The sequence below is a fragment of the Nocardia jiangsuensis genome (genome assembly GCF_042650385.1).
Lineage (GTDB): Bacteria > Actinomycetota > Actinomycetes > Mycobacteriales > Mycobacteriaceae > Nocardia > Nocardia jiangsuensis.
In genome coordinates this window covers 772935-794096 of sequence record NZ_JBHSAX010000014.1, presented here as the reverse complement: position 1 = coordinate 794096, position 21162 = coordinate 772935, and the positions used below count along the sequence as shown (strand labels likewise).

Genomic DNA, 21162 nt, shown 5'->3' with positions numbered 1-21162 from the left:
CGGGAATCCGTGCTCACTCTTCGTCGGGTGCGTCGGGGAAGGCCTGCTGGGTGTAGCCACCCCGCAGCGTTCCCTCCAGATAGGCGGCCTTGCAGGCGCGCCGCGCGATCTTGCCGCTCGAGGTGCGCGGGATCGAGCCGGCCGGCACGAGCAGGACGTCGCGCGCGGTGACGCCGTGCCGCTGCGAGATCGCCGCGCGCACCGCGTCGGCGATCGGCTGCGGATCGGCCTTGCCCGCGCCCGGGCCGCGCTCGCCGACGATCACCAGCTGCTCGGAGCCGTCGTCGGCGTCGAACTTCAGCCCGGAGGAGTTCTGCTCGAAGACCACGGCGGGGAGCTGGTTCGCCGGCACCGAGAAGGCGGCGACGAAGCCGGGGCGCAGCTGGGTGCTCGCCTCCTGCGCCGAGTGCTCCAGATCCTGCGGGTAGTGGTTGCGGCCGTCGACGATCACCAGGTCCTTGACCCGGCCGGTGATGTAGAGCTCGCCGTCGAAGTAGACGCCGTAGTCACCGGTGCGCATCCAGTCGGCATCCTTCTCGGTGCCGTCGGCCCTGCTGTCGCCCTGCTGCCGCTCGCCGATCCGGTTGCGGAAGGTCTTGGTGGTCTCCTCGTCGCGACCCCAGTACCCGATGCCCATGTTCTCGCCGTGCAGCCAGATCTCGCCGACCCGGCCATCCGGCAGCTCGACGCCGACGCCGCTCTCCACCGTGTCCGGGTCCACGATCACGGCCCACTGCGAGCGCGCGACGTAGCCGCAGCTCACCTGGGCGATGGCGTTCTCGTGGGTGGGCTCGACGCGGACCATGCGGCCCGCGTTCAGCTCGTTGCGATCGACGTAGCTGACCTTCGCCTCGTCCTCGTGCTTGGTCGCCGAGACGAAGAGCGTGGCCTCGGCCATGCCGTAGCACGGCTTGATCGCCGTCTTCGGCAGGCCGTAGGGCGCGAACGCCTCGTTGAACTTCTTCATCGACGAGGTGGTCACCGGCTCGCTGCCGTTGATCAGCCCGATCACATTGGAAAGGTCGAGCGATTCGCCGCTCTTCGGCAGGCCGCGGGCGGCGGCGTGCTCGAAGGCGAAGTTCGGGGCGGCGGCGAAGGTACCCGCACCGTCGGAGACCGCGGCGAGCTCCTTGATCCAGCGGTACGGGCGCCGCACGAACGCGCTCGGCGACATGATGGTGATGAACTTGCCGCCGACCGCGGGCAGGATCACCGTCAGCAGCCCCATGTCGTGGAAGAGCGGCAGCCAGGTGACGCCGCGCGAACTCATGTCGAGCTTCAGCGCGTCCACCATCTGCAGCACGTTGGTGCCGACCGCGCGGTGCGTGATCTCGACGCCTGCCGGGGTCCGGGTGGAGCCGGAGGTGTACTGCAGGTACGCGATGTCGTCGATGTCGAGTTCCGGCCGCACCCAGCTGTCGCCGACGCTGTCCGGGATCGCGTCGACCGCGATGATCCGGGGCCGCTGCGCGGCGGGCAGCGAGCGGAAGAATTGGCGCACGCCCGCGGCCGACGAGCTCGCGGTGAGGATCGCCGACGGCTTGCAGTCCCCGAGCACCGCGTGCAGCCGGTCGGTGTGGCCCGGCTCGTCCGGGTCGAAGAGCGGCACCGAGATGTTCCCCGCGAAGATGGCGGCGAAGAAGGAGATCACGTAATCCAGCCCCTGCGGGGCCAGGATCGCCACCCGGTCGCCCGGGTTGGTCACCTGCTGGAGTCGGCCGGCCACCGCGCGCAACCGGACACCGAACTCACGCCACGTCAGCTCGAGCGCCTCACCGTCTCGCTCGCGCGAGTAGTCGATGTAGCGGTACGCGAGCGTGTTCGCGTCGTTCCGGGTGTGCTTCTCGACGTGGTCGACCAGGGTGTGATCCAGGGGAATACGGATGTTCCCGGTCTCGTCCAGGTACTCGTCGAAAGTCGTTTCCATTCCTTCTTCTCCTCCGAGGCACAAACAGCCCGACGGCGAGATGCCGTTGATACCTGTGAGGCCCCGACTCGCTTTCGCCCGGCGGGCACTCCGTGTCCGAGCACCGGCGTGGCAGATTCGTCGCGGTCTGCGCGGTGACCGCTAAAGGCTAGATGTACTCAAACCAGAGTTATGTTACAGAGAAGACCGGGTCACTCTTCCCGCAGCAGCGGAATCACCGGTGCGAAGGCATCCATCTGGGTGGGGAAGATGCCGACGTAGGACAGGGCGGTGAGCTTCCTGACCCGGCGAATCTGCTCCGCGATCTCCTCGAACGTGCCGATGGCGACGTACGGGGAGTTCAGGATGTCCTCGACCGAGAGCTCGGTATCCACCTCGAGATCGGGGTGCAGCCCCCGCTCGATGGCGGACAGCGCCATCTCGGCGGTCTTCTCCCGATCGTCGGTGATGACGATGGCGGTGATGGCCCAGTTCAGCTCGATGTCGCCGAACCGGTCACCGGCCGCCTCCCGGATGAGCTCGACCTTCTCGATGGTCTTCTCCAGGGTGATCCCGGAGAGCAGACCCTTGCCGTTCTTGGTGGTGACCGGAACGACCGAGACGATGTCGGCGTGCTTGGCGGCCAGGCGGAGCATCTTCGGTCCACCGCCGCCGGTGCAGATCGGCGGGCGCGGGCCCTGCCGCGGTCGCGGCGTGCCCTTGATCCCCTTGACCTGGTAATACTTGCCCTCGAAGGTGCACTCCCTTCCCCGCAGCAGCACGTCGAGGATGGTGAGCGCCTCGTCGAGCTTGGCGAGCCGGACGCCGGGCGAGTCGTACTCCAGGCCCGCGGCCAGGAATTCGTCCTGCTTCCAGCCCGCCCCGAGCCCGACCTCGAGCCGGCCCTTGGAGAGCACGTCGATGGTGGCCAGATCCTTGGCCAGCACGACGGGGTGGCGGAAACCGTTGGCCAGCACCGAGGTGCCGAGCCGGATGCGCTCGGTGGCCTGGCTCAGCGCGCCGAGCGCGGCGATCGGGCCGATCTGGTCGCCGAGGTGGTCCGGCACGACGAAGGTGTCGTAGCCGTACTCCTCGGCCTGCTGCGCGGTCTGCACGAACTTGCGCGCGCCGCCCTCCTGCTTGTTGCCCTCGCCCGCGGCCGCGAACCGGAATTTCCGCAGCGGCGTGCCGAGCGCGGTCAGCTCGGCTTCCGCGGCACGGGGCTCGGCGGTGGCCGGTGCTCCGGCTTGTGTCATGAACTCATGCTCCTCTGGGGCCAGGTGCGATCACCAGCGCACTTTACAGCGTCCCGCAAGCCCCGAGAACGGATGCGGCCACACCGCGGGCGACATGCGAACGGGCGCCGCGCGCTGCTGTGAGACCTCACGAATGCGGTGGCCGCGGAGCTCCCTCGATGAGCCCCGCCGCCCAGTTCACGGTCCACCCGGTGGCTGTCGTCCCGGAATCGTCGACGACGTACCCGTTGTAGAGGCTGTGCACCGGATTGCCCACCGCCCTGGTCAGCGTGAGCACGCTACCCATGATGTTCGCTGGGCTCAGCGCGTCGCGCGGGGCGTCGCAGATGAGATCGCCCGGCGCGCACATGGTGTAGACGCGGCCGGCCAGTTCACCGAATCCGCCCTCTCGCGGACCGGTCATGGTGATTCCGGGCACGTTCAGCCCCTTCAACGCCACCTCGGCGCCGACGCCGGCCGGCTCGGTGCCGATCGTGATGGCCGCGCCCTCGGTGTCGGCGGCCCGCCTGCCGTCCGCGATCAAGGTGACGCCGAGCACCAGCTCCGCCGGGACCGGGCCGTCGCCCGCGCCGATCTGCGCGGCGATGTCGCCCGCGATCACCGCGCCCTGGGAGAACCCGACGATGACGTACGAGGTGAGCGGGCAGCGCTCGTGCACCGTGGTGAGCAGGTCGATCGCGCGCGCGGTTCCCTCGGAGCGGCTGTTGTTGTAGGACTGCTGGCCGTCCGGCGGGATCGCGATGGGGTTCGAGAACTGCGCCACGTACGGGACGGTGTAGACGTCGACCCGCTCGGCCGGGAACCGCTCCGCGATCGGGCCGGAGACGTTGATCATGAGCGACACCGGGTTCGCCGTGGGGTTGTGCGGGTCGTCATCGCTGTTCGACTCCCAGGTACCGGGGACCGAGAGGAACTGCACGTCCGGGCAGTCCGCGGGCTGCGAGGCCGGCGGCTCCGGCGGGGTCGGACCGGGCCCGGGCACCTTCAGCCGACCGGCGAGCAGGTACCAGAGCAGCAGCGCCGCGATGATGATCAGCACGACGACGAGCAGGAACACCAGGCACCCCGCCGGCCTGGACCGGCGGGGCGACGAACCGCGGCGCGCGCTCACGAGCAGTAGGTCTGCTTGGCGGTGTCGAGGTAGATCTTCCCGGCCTGCTCGACCGGCATCTTGGCCGGATCGAAGGACGGGTCGGAGCCTGCCATCGCGGAGACGAAGGTCATCAGGTCCTGATCCGAAGCCCCGGCCGCGCTGCCCTGGCAGACGTAGGCGCCGATGCTGAGCGCGATGTCCGGGGTGGACGGGGTGATGCCCTTGGCGGCCAGCGCGTCGAGGAACTTCTTGTCCTTGTCGCCGAGCGTCGAGGTGTTGGCCGGCGGGACGGCATCGGTCGGCACCGGCTCGGGGCGCTCCGGGGATTCCGCGGCCGGCGGGGCCGAGACCTCGGCCGACGGGGTCGCGTCCTGATCCGGCGCGGGAGCGGCGGAGCTGGGCGCCTGGCCGGCCGACGTGGTGGTGCCGGTCAGGGACGGGGTACTCGACGCCGTCGAGTCGTTGTCACCGCAGGCCGCGAGCAGGCCGGTGGCGGCGAGCGCCACGGCGACGCCCATCACCTTTCCACGGGTCCGATGCATGAATTCTTGTCCTCGCTAGTCAGCGTTCGGGGGTCGGTCGCCCACCAGGCTAGCGGGCCGCGCCCGGATGCCGTTCAGATGCCGTGGATCTCGGGCTTCCCGTCGCGCACCGTGACGAAGCCGGCCTGGAAGTTCTGCTGGACCCCGCCGGGCACCGGGAACTCGTCGCTGATCGGGTAGCCGAGCCTGCCGTTCTCGTACCCCGCGTCCCGCCAGAGGTCCATGATCGGGCCGTTGCGCACCGCCCAGGCGCCGGAGAGCGGGCTCCAGTACAGGTTGCCGCCCTCGAACCGCGCGTACCTGCCGAGATCCTTGGCGGGCTGCTCCTCGTCGACCGGCAACCCGAACGGGCTGTTCTCGAAGCCGAGCTGCGCGTACTTGCCGAGGATCAGCCCCTGCACCCGGTGCGGACCGGTCGCCGCGCTGTAGTAGAACGCCCCGTTCTCGAAGCTCTGCACCAGCGCGTCCCGGCTCGGCAGCCGCACCTCCGGCCCCGCCGGGTAGCCCGCGGGGCCGCGCTCGAAGCCCTGCTCGCTCCAGGAGCCGAGGATGGCGCCGCGGACCACCTGGGCGCCGGTTTCTCGCGTCCAGTACAGCGCGCCGTCCTGGAAGCTCTGGAACCGGCCGCGGCCGTCGGTGAGCAGCTGCTCGTCGCCGGTGGGCAGCCCGAGCGGCTGCGGCCCGGCCGCCGCCGCCATGAACCCGCCCGCCAGCGCGCCCGCCACCGGGTGCGCCCCGGTGTCGGCGGCGAAGAGGACCCGGCCGGAGCGGAAGTCCTGCGCGACCCCGCCCGGCACCGGGTACTCGCCGGTCAGACAGTCGCCCAACCAGGGGTTGACCGCGGCCACCGGCTGGATCGCGCCGCCCGCCGCGCAGGGGGGCTTGTCGGCCTCGACGCCGACCGCGGCCGCCACCTGCGGCCAGGACTGCCGCATCTCGAAGTCCCAGTACGGCCAGGAGTGCGTGCCGGAGGCCCGGTAGTTGGCCTGCACCGGGATGTTCAGCCTGCCGAGCTTGTCGACGAAGTTCTGCGTGGTGAGCCGGGAGAGGATCTCCAGCCCGGTGCCCGCGTAGTTGGTGCTGATGCCGGGAATGGTGGAGACCAGGTCGTGCGGGCCGACGGCGCCGCTGCCGCTGGAGACGTACAGGCTGACGCCGCTCAGCTTGTCGGCGAGCAGGTAGGGGTCGTGCTCCTGCCACCCGGGGTCGGTCGGCGGTCCCCACATGGCGTTGGAATCGAAGCCGCCCGCATCCCGCATGGCGAACTGGATCGCCTGCGGCATGCCGAGCGTGGTGGTGGTCAGGAAGCCCGAGTAGGAGGCGGCGAACTTCGCGAAGCCGGGGTTGCGGCCGGTGAGGAACATGGCCGCGGTGCCGCCCATGGAGAGCCCGGCGATGGCGCGCGCGTTCGTCGCCCGCCACTGCTGCTCCAGGATCGGCGGCAGCTCCCTGGTCAGGAAGGTCTCCCACTGGTAGTTGTGCCCGTTGTCCGGGCGAACCCAATCGGCGTAGAAGCTGGACTGGCCGCCGACCGGCAGCACGACGGTGACGTTCTTGTCGGCGTAGAAGCTCTCCGCGCCCGCGTCCTTGGTCCAGCCGGACTCGCTGTCGGTGGCGCGCAGCCCGTCCAGCATGAAGAGGACCGGGAAGGTGGCGTCCGGGCGGGCGTTCCAGTCCCTGGCCAGCAGCAGCTGCACCTGGGTCGGCGCGCCCATGGACGGCGAGTCGATCCAGAGCGAGACCCGCCGGTCGTCCAACCAGACCACCTTGCTCACCGCGGCCGCGCCCGCCGCTGCGGCGGGCTGGGCCGAGCCGACCGGGGTGGCGGCGGGGAGCAGTGTCGCGACCGCGACGGCGGCGGCGGCCAGCAGACGGCTACCACGCGGTCGCGCTCCGGTTGCCAGAGCACGTGCGCGCAACCATTTCCATCCCCTGGCACCCCCAAATTTCCCTGCCACTCCTCGTTTGTACCCCGCATACAGGGCTTTTCCCGGTGCGACGCGCCAACCGCGGACCGATGCTCAATATTTGCCCGATTTCTGCGGAGGGATCGCGGACTCCGGAAACGGCAGCGGCGCCGCCGCTTCCCGGAGGAAGCTGACGGCGCCGCGGCGTCGAACGGGGGTGGTGTCACCAACCGCCGGTGGCATCGAGGATGCCCTTGCGGGAGTTGAAGAGCTCGCCCTCCCAGTACTTCCAGGAGTGCGTGCCCGCGGCCGGGAAGTTGAACGCGGCCGGGATCTTCAGCGAGTTCAGGCGGACCTGGAACGCGCGGGTGTTCACCAGCGAGAGCGCCTCGAGCGCCATCGCGTTACCGGTGTTGAAGACGCCGACCGCGGAGTTCGGGCGATCGAACTGACCCGGCAGGCCGGAGGCGGCCGAGATGTACATCGGCAGCCCCTTCAGCTGCGGCGCGAAGACGAAGGGGTCCATACGCAGCCACTGCGGGCTCCACGGGGCCGCCATCGAGTCGACGTTGAAGCGGCCCGCGTCCAGCATGGCGACGCGGATGGCCTCGCGCATGCCCGGCGCCGAGATGTTCAGGTAGCCGGAGTAGGACGCGGCGTACTTGAACTGGTCCCGGTGGTAGGCGGCCAGTGCCAGGGCGGCGCTGCCACCCATGGAGAGACCGGCGACCGCGTTGTTGGTCTTGGAGACGCCGTAGCCCGCCAGGAAGTTCGGCAGCTCCTCGGTCAGGAAGGTCTCCCACTTGTAGGTGGTCTTCTGACCGTTGGTGTTGCTCGGTGCGTACCAGTCGGTGTAGAAGCTCGACTGCCCGCCGACCGGCATGACCAGGCTGATGTTGTCGTTCTTGAACTGCTCGAGCGCATTGGTCTCGAACGACCAGGCGTTGCGGTCGTCCCGCGCCCGGAGTCCGTCGAGCAGGTAGAGCGCCGCGTTACCGCCGCGAGCCGCCCACTGCACCTGCACCTTGATCGGGCCCATCCCGGACGGGACCATGAGGTCCTCGACCCCGCCCGCCGGCGCCCGAAGCGCCGGGGCGGGTGCCGCCACGGCGGCGGTCGGGGCCGCAATGCCGGCGGCGATCGGCAGTGCCAGCGCCGCAGCGCCAACAGCCAGAATTCGCGCACGCCATCCCGTTTTGATCTTCTTCGGCGCGGCCGCCCTGCCGAAACGCATGAATTTTGCTCTCTTCCTGCTGTCGTGGCACGGCTCCCCACCCCGGCGGGGACCGCACCAGTGTTGCCTACGAGACGCACAGCCCCGCCGGACCGGATCCCGACCACCGGCCCTGCGAGGCGCACTACAACGATCTGGTCACACTCGCGCTCGCTGGACGATATTCGACCTCGGAATCCTTCGCAAGACGGAGAGGTCGTTTACCCACCGGGTGGCGCTGTGATCGTGCGGAGACCATATCGCGTTCTCCGGTTGATGTCGTCGCTTGGTTCCGATTCGTTTCCGTTATCCACAAGAACGGCCACGCCGCAGCGGAATTCATGGTTCGCAGGGGGCGGATACGGGGGTTTCACTGTGACGAACCCCGCATCCGCCCGAATTCCGGGACGGCGGAAAAAGACGGACCGCCCGGCACCGTAATCGGTGCCGGGCGGTCCGGGGGCGGCGGCGTCAGCCGATATTCGCGGAGAGGTCGGGCAGCATTCGCTTCGCCTCCTCCGTCCAGTTCACCCAGTTGTGCACGCCGAAGGTGGGGAACGAGTAGGTCGCGTTCCCGCCGCCGAGCGTCGCCATCCGCACCTGGAATGCCCTGGTGTTGGCGAGCGCGAGCGCCTCCAGCCCCATGGCGTTCAGGGTGTTGAAGCTGGGGCCGTCGACCGCGGTCGGCAGGCCGCTACCGGCGGCGATGTAGAGCCGGGTGCCGTTGCGGACCAGCTGCGGCGCGAAGACGAAGGGATCCATGCGGAGCCACTGCGGGCCCCACGGCGGCGCCATGGCGTCGACGTTGTAGCCGCCCGCGTCCAGCATGGCGACCCGGATGGCCTCGCGCATGCCCGGTGCGGAGATGTTCAGGTAGCCGGAGTACGAGCCGGCGAAGCTGAACTGGTCGGGGTGGTAGGCCGCGAGGGTGAGCGCGGCGCTGCCGCCCATCGACAGGCCGAAGACGCCGTTGCGGGTCGGGCGGAAACCGAGCCGATCACGCAGCGCATTGCGCAGGTCGTTGGTGAGGAAGGATTCCCACTGGTAGCGGTAGCTCTTGCCCGGACCGGCCGCGAAGGCGTTCAGCGCGCCGGAGCCGGAGCTGGAACCGGTGCCCGCCGGAATACCGACGAAGGTGCTCGGCGCATTCCAGTCGGCGTAGAAGCTGGACATGCCGCCGACCGGCATCACGACGTTGATGTTCGCGCCGGCCAGCAACTCCGCGACCGGGGTCTCGATTTCCCAGCCGTTCAGATTCTCGGGTGCGCGCATTCCGTCGAGCAGGTAGGCGACGCGGTTGGTGTTGCCGTCGGCCGCGCGCAGCACGCGCGACTTGATCGGGCCCATCCCGGAGTCGACCCAGAAGTCGAAGGCCGCGGGGTTGAACGCCGCCTGAGCGGGCGCGGCGGTACCGGTGACCGCGATCCCCATGGGTGCCAGCAGCGCCACTGCCAGCGCCGCGCTCCACCGTCCGAGCCGGGAGCCGCGTGCTCCCGCATCGGCCCCGCGTTTCCACCGCGCACTTCGCATTCGTCGAACCTTTCGCTCTGGCGACCGGTCGGGCAAATCGTAAGCTATCGAAACCGGCCCCTCATCGGGCACCAGGACACGTCATTGCCTCGCATAACGGACATGTGCGACCTCGGCGCAAGCTACCGCTGTATCCATCGGAAGCGCATGCCTCCATGTTGCTGGATAGTGATCCGAGCCACAACCGACGCACCCTGGCGCTACCGATTCGTTGCCGACCGTCCCGCGGACGCCCTCGGGACACAATCGCCGACGGTACCCGGCCGGGCGGCGCCCTGCCTACCCGGCCCTATCAGGGGCAGCGCCGCGGTCACCCGATGCCCGCGGCGAGATCGGGCAGCATCCGGCCCACTTCGGACTCCCAGTTGCGCCAGGTGTGCACCCCGACGTTCGCGAAGTCGTAGGTGACGTTGGTGACGCCGACCGAATCCAGCCTGCCCTGGAACGCCCTGGTGTTCGCGGCCGCCAGATTCTCCAGCGCGATCGCGTTCAACGTGTCGAGATCGGCGCCGTCGGCGGGGACCGGACGGCCGTCGGCGGCGGCGATCCAGAGCCGGGTGCCATTCTCCCGCAACAGCGGAGCGAACGAGAAGGGATCCAGCCGCTGCCACAGCGCGCTGGCCGCGGGCGCCATGGATTCGATGTTGTAGCCGCCCGCGTCGACCATGGCGAGCCGGATGGCCTCGCGCATGCCGGGGGCATTGACGTTCAGCATGCCGCTGTAGGCGGCGGCGTAGGAGTAGCGCTCCGGGTGGAAGGCCGCGAGCGCGAGCGCCGCGCTCGCGCCCATGGAGAGCCCGATGACGCCGTTGCGCTCGGTGGCGAAGCCGAAGCGGTCGCGCAGTGCCTCCGGCAGCGCGCCGGTGAGAAATGTCTCCCACTGGTAGCGGTAGCTCTTCCCCGGGCCCGGGTCGAGCGCCTGCAGCCCGCCGGAGCCGGTGGCGGACCCGGCCGAGCCGCTCGCGGGCGGCAGCCCGGCCAGCGAGCTGGGCGCGGCCCAGTCGGCGTAGAAGCTGGACTGCCCGCCGATCGGCAGCACGACGTTGATGTTCGCCGCGGCGAGCTGTCGCGGCACCTCGGTGTGCAGCTCCCAGCCGCTCAGGTCCTCCCTGGCGCGCATGCCGTCGAGGGCGTAGACCACGCGATCGGTATTGCCGTCGGCCGCGCGGAAGATCCGCGACTTGATCGGCCCCATCGGGGAGTCCACCCAGACGTCGATCCCGGCCGGGTCGTAGGCAGCCGAGGCCGGCGCCGCCGTGCCGAGCGCGGTGCCGACCGGCAGCACCACCGCCAGTGTCAGCAGTGCGATCCGGCGGATCCGGGAACCCGCTCGCCTTCGGATGTTCACGCCTCGCATCTGATCAGGGGCCTTCCTCGTCACACGAAAAATCGCACCGAGCCTAGCGGCGCGGCGCGGGGAGCCCGTTATCGAAATGTGATAAAGATTCGGCGAGCGGCTTGTGCCCGATCACGACCGGTTCGGCGCGCCTCCGCGCAACGCGCCGGAGACAGCGACGCCGCCCGGCCGGAACCGGGCGGCGACTGTCGGAAAAGGTCAAGAATCAGCGCGGTGGCTGCGGGAAGGGGTCGACCAGGCCGCAGCGCTCGATCTCGTACCTCGGCACCCGCTCGATCCGGTACGCCGCGAAGTTCAGCGCGTTGCGCAGGTTGTGCTTGAACCGGTCGAGGGTGAGCGGGTCGCGGTGCGCGAGCATGAGCGCGTAGGTGTCCGGGCAGGACAGGGCGACCCGAGCCTGGCTCACCCACTGCTCGTCCAGGTACCAGGGCATCCACGGCTTCTTGTCCACCATGCCCGCGTCGACGACCACCCAGTCCGGGTAGAGGCTCTTGTCGTGCCCGATGCGGCCGTCGGCCAGCCGGTCGGTGTGCGCGGCGAGCGGGTAGGCCAGCCCCATCGGATCGACCACCTTGACATCCAGCGGGACGTTCATGCTGGTCATGCCGAGGTTCAGGAAGAAGACGGTGTGTCCGGCTCCGCCTTCGGGGATGGGCTGCGGGGGCGGGGCGATGTACCAGAACATGAAGGACGGCGAGTTCAGCAGCAGACCGCCGTCGGGGGTGTTGGCGATGCCGTCGACCATGGCCCGCATGCGCGGGTAGTCCAGGTAGTCCTCGGCCCGGATCGGGTGGTCGCGCCCGGTGTTGAGCACGTAGTACACCCGCTCGTCGACGATGCCGGACGAGCTGATCTTGGTGCCGGTGGTGATGGCGGTGGTACCGGCGGCGAACAGCGCCCAGCCGACCACGGCCAGCCAGAGCGCCGGGACCAGCAGGTAGCGCACGTCGCGCAGGGAGAACGGCCGGAAGGCACCGCGGGGCACCCGGATCGGGAGCACCGCGATCGGCAGCAGGAAGAGGAAGAGCTGCGGCAGCAGCATGCGGCCGTGCATGAAGTCGCCGCCGACCCGCAGCGCGTAGACCGTCAGCAGCAGCGCGCCGCCGAGCACCAGCGTGACGACCGCGCTCGGCGAGCGCAGCCAGCACCGGAACCGGGTGACGAGGTGCGGCCGGGCCGCCTGCTCCCGCTCGCCGCGCGCGGTGGACTCGCTCGCCAGCCGCAGCGCGCCGAGCCCGGCGAGCAGCAGCAGGAGCAGCGGCAGCCAGAGCCAGTACGGCCCGACCAGGTCCCAGAGGTAGGTGAAGCCCTGGCCCCACTTGGCGCCGCCCGCGTCCTTGGCGACCGCGGTGTTCGGGTAGGGCAGGCCGTAGTAGCCCATCCGCCAGATCTGGTAGCCGAGCGGGAGCAGCCCGGCCACGGCGACGATCAGCAGCCGGAGCAGCACCGGGCGCCCGGTGGGCAGCGGCGCGAGGAAGATCATGCCGAGCGCGGCGGCGCCGAGCACCGCCATCTCGGGGCGGATCAGCGGGGCCAGCCCGGCCAGGAACACCAGCCCGAGCAGCGCGGGCACCCGGACCCGCTCGGCCTTGGCCCAGCCGATCATGGCCCACCAGAGCAGCCCGAGCCAGAAGATCACCAGCCCGCTCTCCAGGCCGGAGGTCACGTAGTCGCGGGCCGGCGGCACCGCGATGTAGACCAGCACGCCCGCGGGGAGCAGGAAGGCGGCGCGCGGGCCGCCCCAGAGCCGGGCGGTGCCGAGCATGGCGAAGATGACGGCGCCAAGCGAGAGCGTCAGCGCGAGCGCGAGTACCACGTACTCCAGCCGTGCGCCGGTGATCCAGCTGAAGAACCAGACCAGGTAGGTCCAGGCGGTGCTGGTGTTGGCCTCGACCCGCTCGCCCGCGTTGAAGACCGGGCCGTTGCCCGCCAGCAGGTTGCGGACGGTGCGCAGCACGATCAGGCCGTCGTCGGCGATCCAGCGGCGTTGCCAGCCGCCGATCGCGAAGAGCGCGACGGTCACCGCGATCCCGCCGACGAAGAGGGCGCGGGAGAGCCGGGTGTACCGCGGCGCGGAGCGGGCCGAGTCCTCGGCCCGCTCGCGCTCCCCTTCGGTTTCCCCGGCCCCCTCGGCCACTCTCTCGTCAGGCGAGATAGACAGCGACACCTACCGCTCCGATCCAGGCGATGGCGAGGAACTGCAATACGCGGTCCCCCAGCGCGATCTCTTCGGGTTCACCGGCCTCGCCACCGTCGACGTCGACCGCGTAACGCAGGATTGCGATGGTAAACGGAATCATGGAGATCGCGAACCAGTTCGTGTCGTTCGCGTCACCCTGTTCGAAGGCCCAGAGGCCGTAGAACACCACGACGGCCGTCGCCGCCAGGGTCCAGATGAACCGCAGGTAGGTCGGCGTGTAGTACTCCAGCGACTTGCGGATCTTGGCGCCGGTGCCGAGCGCGATCTGCAGCTCCGCGTACCGCTTGCCCGCCGCCATGAACAGCGAGCCGAACGCCATGATCAGCAGGAACCACTGGGAGAGCGGGATGTTCGCCGCCGCGCCGCCCGCCACCGCGCGCAGCAGGAAGCCGGAGGAGACGATGCAGATGTCGAGCACGGCCTGGTGCTTGAGCCCGAAGCAGTAGGCCAGCTGGATGCCGATGTAGACCGCCATCACCACGGCCAGCTGCCAGGCGGCGAGGAAGGAGATCGCGATCGAGGCGATCAGCAGCACGACCGAGAGCGCGTAGGCCAGGTTCACCGGGACGACGCCCGCGGCGATCGGCCGGTACCGCTTGGTCGGGTGCGCCCGGTCGGCCTCGACGTCGAGCGCGTCGTTCACCAGGTAGATCCCGGAGGCCGCGAGGCAGAACACCGCGAAGGCGATGGCGACGTGGATGAGCACGTCGATGTCGGTCGCCGACCCCGCCGCCAGCGGCGCCGCAAGGACCAGGACGTTCTTCACCCACTGGCGCGGGCGCATGGTCTTGATCAGGCCACCGGCGAGCGTCTTCGGCGGACCCTTGGTCACGCCTTCCGCGAGATCGGTGCCCGTCGGCTCTTCGCTCATCTCGGCCCCGGCTTCATCACTTTGAATCACTGCTCTTTCTCGTGCGGTCACTGTCGAGTCGCTTCTCGACGGCGAGCAGGGCGGCGGCGGACGCGGCGCCCAGCGCGGACCCGGCGAGCACGTCGGAGGGGTAGTGCACCCCGAGGACGACTCGCGAGAGCACCATCGGGGGGACGAGCACCGCAGGCAAGGGTAGCCCGGTCAGTTTTCCGAGCAACACCGCAGCCGCCGCGGTGGAGGTCGCGTGCGAGGAGGGGAAACTCAGCTTGCTCGGCGTGCTCACGTTGATCCGCACCGCGGGGTCGTGCGGGCGGGGCCTGCGCACCACCCGCTTGATCACGATCGACGCCGCGTGCGCGCCGACCGCGCCGACCGCCACCCCGGCCCACTGCCTGCGCCGTGGCTTGTCCACCAGCCAGCCGGCGGCGGCGATACCGACCCAGCCGAGCGCGTGCTCGCCGAAGTGCGACAGCCCGCGCGCGGCGGAGATCACGGCGGGGTTGCCGCCGATCGCCGACTGCACCGCCGTGATGATCGCCACCTCGGGCGGGCTCGCCTGGCTCGCCGCCGGCGCCGGGTCCAGCGGCCCGGCGGTGGGCTCGGCGTTCCGGGCGCTCACTTGACCTCGCTGGTCTCGACGGTGGGCACGGTGCTCGGCGCATCGCCGATCCCGAAGATCTGCTCCCAGGCGGCGGTGCTGGTGAGCCGCGGGTGCGCGGCCCGGTAGCGCCGCCGCATCTCCGGGAAGCGGGCGAGCAGTTCCCTGCGCAGCCGGATGGCCTCCTTGAACAGCCCGAGCGCCTGGCGCGGGTCGCGCTTGCGGTAGACGACGCCGCGCCCGTCCGCGGTGGTGACGGTGACGCCGTCCACCTGGGAGAGCAGGAACCAGCGGGCGTCCAGCGTCGGGACGTTCAGCTGCGGGGTCTCGTGATGCCTGGTACGCGCCGGGCGGGTGCTGTGCACCAGCCCGCGCGCCAGCCGGACCGCCTTGGCGATCGGGTTGGCCGGCTCGCCGACCGCGCCGACGTCGGCGTGGCTGGCCAGCGGGAGCGCGGTCGAGGAGGGGAGGACCACCGCGTCCGGATAGCTCTTGCGCATGGCGTGCACCGCGCCGAGCGCGCTCGGCAGCAGCTCGAAGAGCTTGTCCGGGCCCGCGAGGAAGTCGCGGATCGCCTGGTTCTGGATGGCGACGGTCGAGTACTCCAGGCAGAGCAGGTGCTTGAGCGTCGCCTTGACCGTGTCGAGCACCAGCGGGCGAGCGTTGCCCGGCAGGTGCAGCGAGGCGACCACCAGCCGGTTGCGCAGGTGGAAGTAGGCCTGCCAGTCGATGGCGTCGTCCTTGTCGCTCCACGCCATGTGCCACACCGCCGCGCCGGGCAGCGTGACGGTGGGGTAGCCGGCGGCGCGGGCGCGCAGCCCGTACTCGACGTCGTCCCACTTCAGGAACAGCGGCAGCGGCTGCCCGATCTCCTCGGCCACCTGCCGCGGGATCACGCAGGTCCACCAGCCGTTGAAGTCGCCGTCGATCCGCCGGTGCAGCAGCTTGGAATTGTCCCGGTCGCGCAGCGGGTACTTGGCGAAGTCGTGGTCGTACTCGACGTTCTGTGCCGCGGTCCACATGAAGACGTTGCGGTCGACCACTTCGCCCATGACGTGCAGGTGCGAGCGCTCCTGCAGGTTCAGCATGTGCCCGCCGGTCAGCACCGGCGACTTGGCGAAGCGGCTGAAGGCGAGCGCGCGCAGGATGGAATCCGGCTCGATCTCGATGTCGTCGTCCATGTAGACGATGAACTCGGCGTCGGTGGTCTTCAGCGCCTCGTACATCACCCGGCTGTAGCCGCCGGAGCCGCCCAGGTTGGGCTGGTCGTGGATGGCGAGCCGGTCGCCGAGCACGGCGGCGGCGGCGGCGAAGCCGGGCTCGTCCACCACCTTGCGGGTGCCCTGGTCCGGGATGATGACCGCGCGGGTGCGCTCCAGCACCAGCGGGTCGGAGCCGAGCGCCGCCAGCGTCTTCACCGCGTCGGTGGGGCGGTTGAAGGTGGGCATGCCGATCGCGATGGTGCCCTGGCCCGGCGCCTCGATCGGCGCGTACCAGCCGCCCGCGTGCAGCTCGACCGCGGTGTCGGTGGTGATGTCGAACCAGAGCCAGCCGCCGTCCTCGAACGGGCCGAGGTCGGCCTCGAAGGTGACCGCCACCGGCTCGCCGCCGGAGAACTCCGCGCCGTGCACGTGGATGCGCGAGCCGTCGGCCTTCGAGCGGTAGAGGTCGACCCGGCCGTGGCCGGTGAGCTCCAGTTTCAGCAGCACCGAGTCGAGCACGCTCCAGCGCCGCCAGTAGCTGGCGGGCAGCGCGTTGAAGTAGGTGCAGAAGGACACCTCGGATTCGGCGCCGACCGCGAGCGAGGTGCGGGTCGTCGCGTGCGCGCGGCGCGCGTTGGTGGCCGACTCCTCCAGGTAGAGGGTGCGGACGTCGAGCGGCTCACCGGGCCGCGGCAGGATGACGCGCGCCAGCAGCGCGTGTGAATCGTTGTGCAGCAGACTCATTCAGGACTCCTGGTCGTCGGCGAGCGGCGCGCCGTTCTCCAGGTGCGGGCGCAGCACGTTGTCGAACTTGGTCAGCGCGCTGCCGATCGCCATGTGCATATCGAGGTACTGGTAGGTGCCGAGGCGGCCGCCGAAGATCACCTTGGCCTCGGCGGTCTCCCGCTTCGCCCGGTCCCGGTAGGCCTTGACCTTGGCCCGGTCCTCCGGGGTGTTGATCGGGTAGTACGGCTCGTCGCCGGTCTGCGCGAAGCGGGAGTACTCGCGCATGATGACGGTCTTGTCGGTGGGGTAATCGCGCTCCGGGTGGAAGTGCCTCGGCTCGATGATCCGGGTGTAGGAGACGTCGCCGTCGTTGTAGTTCATCACCGAGGTGCCTTGAAAGTCACCGCAATCACTCAATACTTCGGTCTCGAAATCGATGGTGCGCCAGCCCAGCTCGCCCTCGGCGAAGTCGAAGTAGCGGTCCAGCGGGCCGGTGTAGATCACCGGGGCGTCCGGGTTCTCGGCGCGGAGCTGCTCGCGCACGTCGAACCAGTCGGTGTCCAGCCGCACCTCGATGAGGTCGGAGGCGGCCATGTTCTCCAGCCACTTCGTGTACCCCTGCTTGGGGAGCCCCTCGTAGGTGTCGTTGAAGTAGCGGTTGTCGAAGGTGTAGCGCACCGGCAGCCGGGCGATATTGCCCGCGGGCAGCTCCCTCGGGTCGGTCTGCCACTGCTTGGCGGTGTAGTCGCGGATGAACGCCTCGTAGAGCGGGCGCCCGATCAGCGAGATCGCCTTCTCCTCCAGGTTCTGCGCGTCGCCGGTCTCGATCTCCGCGGACTGCTCGGCGATGAGCTGGCGCGCTTCCTCGGGGGTGAAGTAGCGGCCGAAGAACTGGGAGATCAGCCCCAGCCCCATCGGGAACTGGTAGGCCTGCCCCTTGTGCAGCGCGAAGACGCGGTGCTGGTAGCCGGTGAACTCGGTGAACTGCGTGACGTAATCCCACACCCGCTGGTTGGAGGTGTGGAAGAGGTGCGCACCGTACTTGTGGATCTCGATCCCGGTTTCCGGTTCAGGTTCCGAATAGGCGTTGCCGCCGATGTGCGGGCGGCGATCGAGCACGAGCACGCGCTTACCGAGCAGGTTCGCGGTGCGTTCGGCGATGGTCAGCCCGTAGAAACCGGAGCCGACGACGATGAGATCGAAGGGGGCAGATGCGTTACCGGGGGACGATGCGACGGTCACGGTGGCCCAGCGTATCGGACGCCATCCCCGGCTTTCGGCGCAGTCGAAACTCGCGCCGAAGCGCAGGTGGGTGCGATCGGCCCGGGAATCCGGCGTCGAGTTCCGCGGTGTCCCGCTCGGTGTGCGGCATCGGTGGTCACCCCGATGTCGAGGTCAGGGGTTCTCCGGGATCATCGAGAGCAGGGTGTCGAAGTCGACCACCTGGGCGCCGAGCGTGTCGGTGGCGACGATCACGCCGTTGGCGAAGAGCTGGTAGGTGCCCGCGCCGAGGGGAAGGTCGAGTTCGGGGCCGACGGGGGCGCCGACGGCGCTCTGCTCGCCGCCGATCCGCTGGTACTCGACCTGGATGGCGGTGGGGCCTTCGATGCCGGTGTCCACCCGCGGGTCCCGCGGCACCGGGTCGGGGCGCAGGTAGGGGTTGGGGGGCAGGTCGGCGGGGAGCGGGCCGATCTCGAAGGTGTCGATGTCGGCGGGCTCGCCGCCGTCGGGGGCGGCGGAGTACTCGGAGCGCAGCAGGTGGCCGTCGCGGAGCAGCACGGTTCCCGCGGTCGAGGTGACGGCGGCGGTGGTGCGCGGATCCTCCCGCTCGGTGCCCGGGTACACCTGGCAGTCGGTGCTGTCGCAGGTCTGCGCGTAGTCGTAGCGCTGCTCGGCGAGCGCGTACGACCGCGCCGCGACCGCCTGCGCGCGCAGCGCCTCGCCCGCGCCCTTGTCCGCCCAGTTGGCCTGCATCTCGGTCGGGACGACGCCGAGCAGGTAGTCCTCGACGTCCACCTCGTTGACGGTGCGCGCCGCGCCCTCCTCCAGCGCGACGCCGAGCGCGCCGCGGTAGCCGGTGCCGCCGCAGAGTCTCAGGTGCTCGGCGGGCGGCCGGTTCGGGCCCAGATCGATGGGATAGACCCACGGGTCGTCGGTGGCGCCCTGCCAGACCACCGCGCCGTCACAGCCGAGCGTGACCAGCACGTTCGCGCCGCCGTCCGGCAGCGGGGTGAGGTGGGCGACCTGCCCCGGCTCCAGGGCGCGGCCCGCCACGACGGCGCCCGCCTCGGCGTAGGTGTCGAGCGAGGAGTCGTCCTGCGTCTGCAGCCGGACCCGGAGCAGGGTCGGACCGATTCGGCCGAGTTCGGCGCCCGGGTAGTAGTGCGCCAGGATCCGCTCGGCGTCCCAGCCGTCCTGCGCTCCCTCGAAGGCGCCGTGCTGACTCAGGCCGCGGCCGTGGCCGTCGCCGGTGGTGACGCGGTAGGGGGCGCCCGGCCAGGCGAGGGTGACCGCGAGCGCACTGGCGGCGAGCGCGCCGCAGGCGATCAGCAGCCGCCGCGGGGCTAGCGCCGGGTCCTGGGTGCGGCTGCCGCGCCGCCCCCGGCGCCGATGGATTCGCTGCACGACGAACTCCCTTCGAACGGCATGTCGTAGCTTCCGCCCGAGTAGATCGGAGGCTACATTCGAGCAATCACCTCAACCTCGACCAGAGGTTTAGATATGTGACAATAGTGACCAGTGTGATAGCAGAACCGTCTGACACGCAACCCCCCGGACTGAGCAGCTTGATTCACCGTTCCACCTGATTGGAGACGCTCGTGCCCTCTCGCAAACCGAAACGCTCCTACGTTCTCCCGGTTGTGGCGATCCTGGCGGTGGCAGCTCCCCTCGCGACGTTCACCCAGAGCGATTCCGCCCGCTACGACGCAGCGAATGGGAGCGAGCTCGCCGCGATCCCCGCCCGGCTGGCCGAGGCGGCGCTCAGCGCCGCCCCCGACGTGATCCTCCCGCTGGACGAGCTGACCGGGCTCGACCTGCCCGAGCTGCGGCTGTCCGATCTGCGCATGCTCCCGCTGCCGGAATCGGTCCCGGTCCCGCCCGGCATTCCGGCACCGCCGGGGGTCGCACTGCCCGCGCAGGTCCCGCTGCCGCGGCTCGGCAGCACCCGGTTCATCGCCGACCCCGGCCGGCTGGAACCGGGCACCACCCCGGCGACCCCCGCGCTCACCCCGGGCGCGCTGCCCGCCGAGTACGCCGACCTGGTCGGCGCCGGCGTCAAGCAGATCACCAGGGACCAGCCGTTCAGCATGGTCGCGCTGACCGCCGCCGACCTGGCGGGCACCGACGCCCTGGTCCGCGCCGCGGCGCCGGACGGCAGCTGGGGCCCGTGGTTCACCGCCGAGCCGGTGGACACCGGCGCCTCCGACCACAGCGCCCCGCCCCGGGTCGATGGCACCGAGCCGGTCTACGTCGGCAGCACCAACGCGGTGCAGGTGCTGGTCACCAGAGCGGGGCAGCCGGGCCCGTCGATCACCCCGATCGCCGAGCAGGTCGACCCCGCGCACGGCGTCCCCGACCTCACCGCCGTGCTCATCGACCCGGGCCGCGCCGACATCGACGGCGGGCTGAGCGAGATCGCGGGCGCGCTGCCGGACGGCGGGCCGCGGGTGATCAGCCGCGCGCAGTGGGGCGCGGACGAGTCCATCCGCTGCATGGAGCCCACCTACGACGGGTCGCTCGGCGGCGTCACCGTGCACCACACGGCCGGCCGCAACGACTACACCAGGGCGGAGTCGGCGGGCATCGTGCGGGCGATCTACGCCTACCACGCGCAGACGCTGGAGTGGTGCGACATCGGCTACAACGCCCTCGTCGACAAGTACGGGCAGATCTTCGAGGGGCGGTTCGGCGGGCTGGACCGGCCGGTGCAGGGCGCGCACGCGGGCGGGTTCAACGAGAACACCGCCGGGGTCGCGCTGATGGGCAACCACGAGGCGGAGGCGCCGACCAGCGTCGCGGTCAACGCCGTCGGGCAGTACGTGGGCTGGCGCACCAGGATCGCCGGGCTCGACCCGAAGGGCGAGACCCTCATGTACTCCGAGGGCACCGAGTTCACCCCGTACGCCGAGGGCGAGGAGGTCGCGCTGCCGATCGTCTTCGCGCACCGCGACGTCGGCAACACCACCTGCCCCGGCGATGCCGCCTACGCGCTGATGGACCGGATCCGCGATATCGCCGCGGGCGGGCCGGAGATGAGCGCGCCGCCCGGCGGTGGCAGTGCCGATCTCAACGCGCTCGCCACCCTGACCGGGCGGCTGCTGCAGCGGGTGAACGACAACATCATCGCCAGGTACTACGCGGAGAAGGGCGGCGCGGCGAGCCCGCTCGGCGACGCCGTCTCCGAGCCGCTGCCCGCGGCGCAGGGACAGCAGTTCGCCCGGTTCACCAACGGATACATCTACACCGCGCCGAACGGCCAGGTGGTCGAGGTGCTCGGCGCGATCCTCGACCGGTTCCTGCAGCTCGGCGCCGATGCCGGGGTGCTCGGGCTGCCGCTGGCCAACGCCTACCCGGTGCCGGACGGGCTGCGCGCCGACTTCCAGCAGGGGTCACTGATCCTGAACCAGATCACCGGGATCGTGACCACGATCTGGAAGACCTACAACGACACGTACCAGGAAGAGATGCGGAAGAACCCGGCAGGCGCGCCGATCCCCGCACCCGCTCCGGCGGGCTGAGTACCCGGCCCCGGCCGGTCGA

Annotated in this window: 15 protein-coding genes; 1 reads left to right on the top strand and 14 read right to left on the bottom strand. The window is 70.4% G+C overall.

The window, feature by feature from the left end:
* Window positions 1–13: 13 nt before the first annotated feature.
* The 14 genes from fadD32 to ACFO0B_RS17940 form a co-directional block, all read right to left on the bottom strand.
* Window positions 14–1927 carry a long-chain-fatty-acid--AMP ligase FadD32 gene (gene fadD32 / locus ACFO0B_RS18005; protein ID WP_378613619.1) on the bottom strand — a complete coding sequence of 638 codons (1914 nt, stop codon included), beginning with the start codon at window positions 1925–1927 and terminating at the stop codon, window positions 14–16.
* 191 nt (window positions 1928–2118) lie between these two features.
* Window positions 2119–3162 carry an LLM class F420-dependent oxidoreductase gene (locus ACFO0B_RS18000; RefSeq protein WP_378613618.1) on the bottom strand — a complete coding sequence of 348 codons (1044 nt, stop codon included), beginning with the start codon at window positions 3160–3162 and terminating at the stop codon, window positions 2119–2121.
* Between the two features lie 127 nt (window positions 3163–3289).
* Window positions 3290–4273 (bottom strand): cutinase family protein, encoded by a 984-nt coding sequence (locus ACFO0B_RS17995; RefSeq protein WP_378613617.1) that lies wholly within the window; start codon window positions 4271–4273, stop codon window positions 3290–3292.
* The gene (locus ACFO0B_RS17990; protein ID WP_378613616.1) at window positions 4270–4797 is read right to left on the bottom strand and encodes a DUF732 domain-containing protein; all 528 of its coding nucleotides are present in this window, start codon (window positions 4795–4797) and stop codon (window positions 4270–4272) included. Before ACFO0B_RS17990 ends, ACFO0B_RS17995 begins: the two co-directional genes overlap by 4 nt.
* A gap of 74 nt (window positions 4798–4871) precedes the next feature.
* The gene (locus tag ACFO0B_RS17985) at window positions 4872–6716 is read right to left on the bottom strand and encodes an alpha/beta hydrolase-fold protein (protein ID WP_378613615.1); all 1845 of its coding nucleotides are present in this window, start codon (window positions 6714–6716) and stop codon (window positions 4872–4874) included.
* A gap of 211 nt (window positions 6717–6927) precedes the next feature.
* Complete coding sequence (locus ACFO0B_RS17980) at window positions 6928–7938, bottom strand: alpha/beta hydrolase (protein ID WP_378613614.1); 1011 nt, start codon at window positions 7936–7938, stop codon at window positions 6928–6930.
* Window positions 7939–8388: 450 nt separating this feature from the next.
* The gene (locus ACFO0B_RS17975; protein ID WP_378613613.1) at window positions 8389–9447 is read right to left on the bottom strand and encodes an alpha/beta hydrolase; all 1059 of its coding nucleotides are present in this window, start codon (window positions 9445–9447) and stop codon (window positions 8389–8391) included.
* 310 nt (window positions 9448–9757) lie between these two features.
* Window positions 9758–10804: an alpha/beta hydrolase gene (locus ACFO0B_RS17970; protein ID WP_378613612.1), complete on the bottom strand. Its 1047-nt coding sequence runs from the start codon at window positions 10802–10804 to the stop codon at window positions 9758–9760.
* 205 nt (window positions 10805–11009) lie between these two features.
* The gene (gene zomB / locus ACFO0B_RS17965; RefSeq protein WP_378613611.1) at window positions 11010–12941 is read right to left on the bottom strand and encodes a flagellar motor control protein ZomB; all 1932 of its coding nucleotides are present in this window, start codon (window positions 12939–12941) and stop codon (window positions 11010–11012) included.
* A 7-nt stretch (window positions 12942–12948) separates the two neighbouring features.
* Entirely contained in the window at window positions 12949–13875 is a 927-nt protein-coding gene (locus tag ACFO0B_RS17960) for a decaprenyl-phosphate phosphoribosyltransferase (RefSeq protein ID WP_378613610.1), read from the bottom strand.
* A gap of 16 nt (window positions 13876–13891) precedes the next feature.
* Complete coding sequence (locus tag ACFO0B_RS17955) at window positions 13892–14458, bottom strand: phosphatase PAP2 family protein (RefSeq protein ID WP_378613846.1); 567 nt, start codon at window positions 14456–14458, stop codon at window positions 13892–13894.
* 32 nt (window positions 14459–14490) lie between these two features.
* The gene (locus ACFO0B_RS17950) at window positions 14491–16419 is read right to left on the bottom strand and encodes a glycosyltransferase (protein WP_378613609.1); all 1929 of its coding nucleotides are present in this window, start codon (window positions 16417–16419) and stop codon (window positions 14491–14493) included.
* Entirely contained in the window at window positions 16420–17643 is a 1224-nt protein-coding gene (gene glf, locus ACFO0B_RS17945) for a UDP-galactopyranose mutase (protein WP_378613608.1), read from the bottom strand.
* A 153-nt stretch (window positions 17644–17796) separates the two neighbouring features.
* Window positions 17797–19026: a SpoIID/LytB domain-containing protein gene (locus ACFO0B_RS17940; RefSeq protein ID WP_378613607.1), complete on the bottom strand. Its 1230-nt coding sequence runs from the start codon at window positions 19024–19026 to the stop codon at window positions 17797–17799.
* A 251-nt stretch (window positions 19027–19277) separates the two neighbouring features.
* Between ACFO0B_RS17940 and ACFO0B_RS17935 the strand changes: the two genes are divergently transcribed.
* Window positions 19278–21140, top strand: coding sequence for an N-acetylmuramoyl-L-alanine amidase (locus ACFO0B_RS17935; protein ID WP_378613606.1), 1863 nt, complete (start codon window positions 19278–19280; stop codon window positions 21138–21140).
* Window positions 21141–21162 lie beyond the last annotated feature (22 nt).

Coding starts and splice junctions, on each gene's coding strand:
- ACFO0B_RS17990 (WP_378613616.1), bottom strand. CDS start 4,797: ATGCATCGGACCCGTGGAAAGGTGATGGGCGTCGCCGTGGCGCTCGCC.
- ACFO0B_RS17950 (WP_378613609.1), bottom strand. CDS start 16,419: ATGAGTCTGCTGCACAACGATTCACACGCGCTGCTGGCGCGCGTCATC.
- fadD32 (WP_378613619.1), bottom strand. CDS start 1,927: ATGGAAACGACTTTCGACGAGTACCTGGACGAGACCGGGAACATCCGT.
- ACFO0B_RS17960 (WP_378613610.1), bottom strand. CDS start 13,875: ATGAGCGAAGAGCCGACGGGCACCGATCTCGCGGAAGGCGTGACCAAG.
- ACFO0B_RS18000 (WP_378613618.1), bottom strand. CDS start 3,162: ATGACACAAGCCGGAGCACCGGCCACCGCCGAGCCCCGTGCCGCGGAA.
- ACFO0B_RS17975 (WP_378613613.1), bottom strand. CDS start 9,447: ATGCGAAGTGCGCGGTGGAAACGCGGGGCCGATGCGGGAGCACGCGGC.
- ACFO0B_RS17970 (WP_378613612.1), bottom strand. CDS start 10,804: ATGCGAGGCGTGAACATCCGAAGGCGAGCGGGTTCCCGGATCCGCCGG.
- ACFO0B_RS17980 (WP_378613614.1), bottom strand. CDS start 7,938: ATGCGTTTCGGCAGGGCGGCCGCGCCGAAGAAGATCAAAACGGGATGG.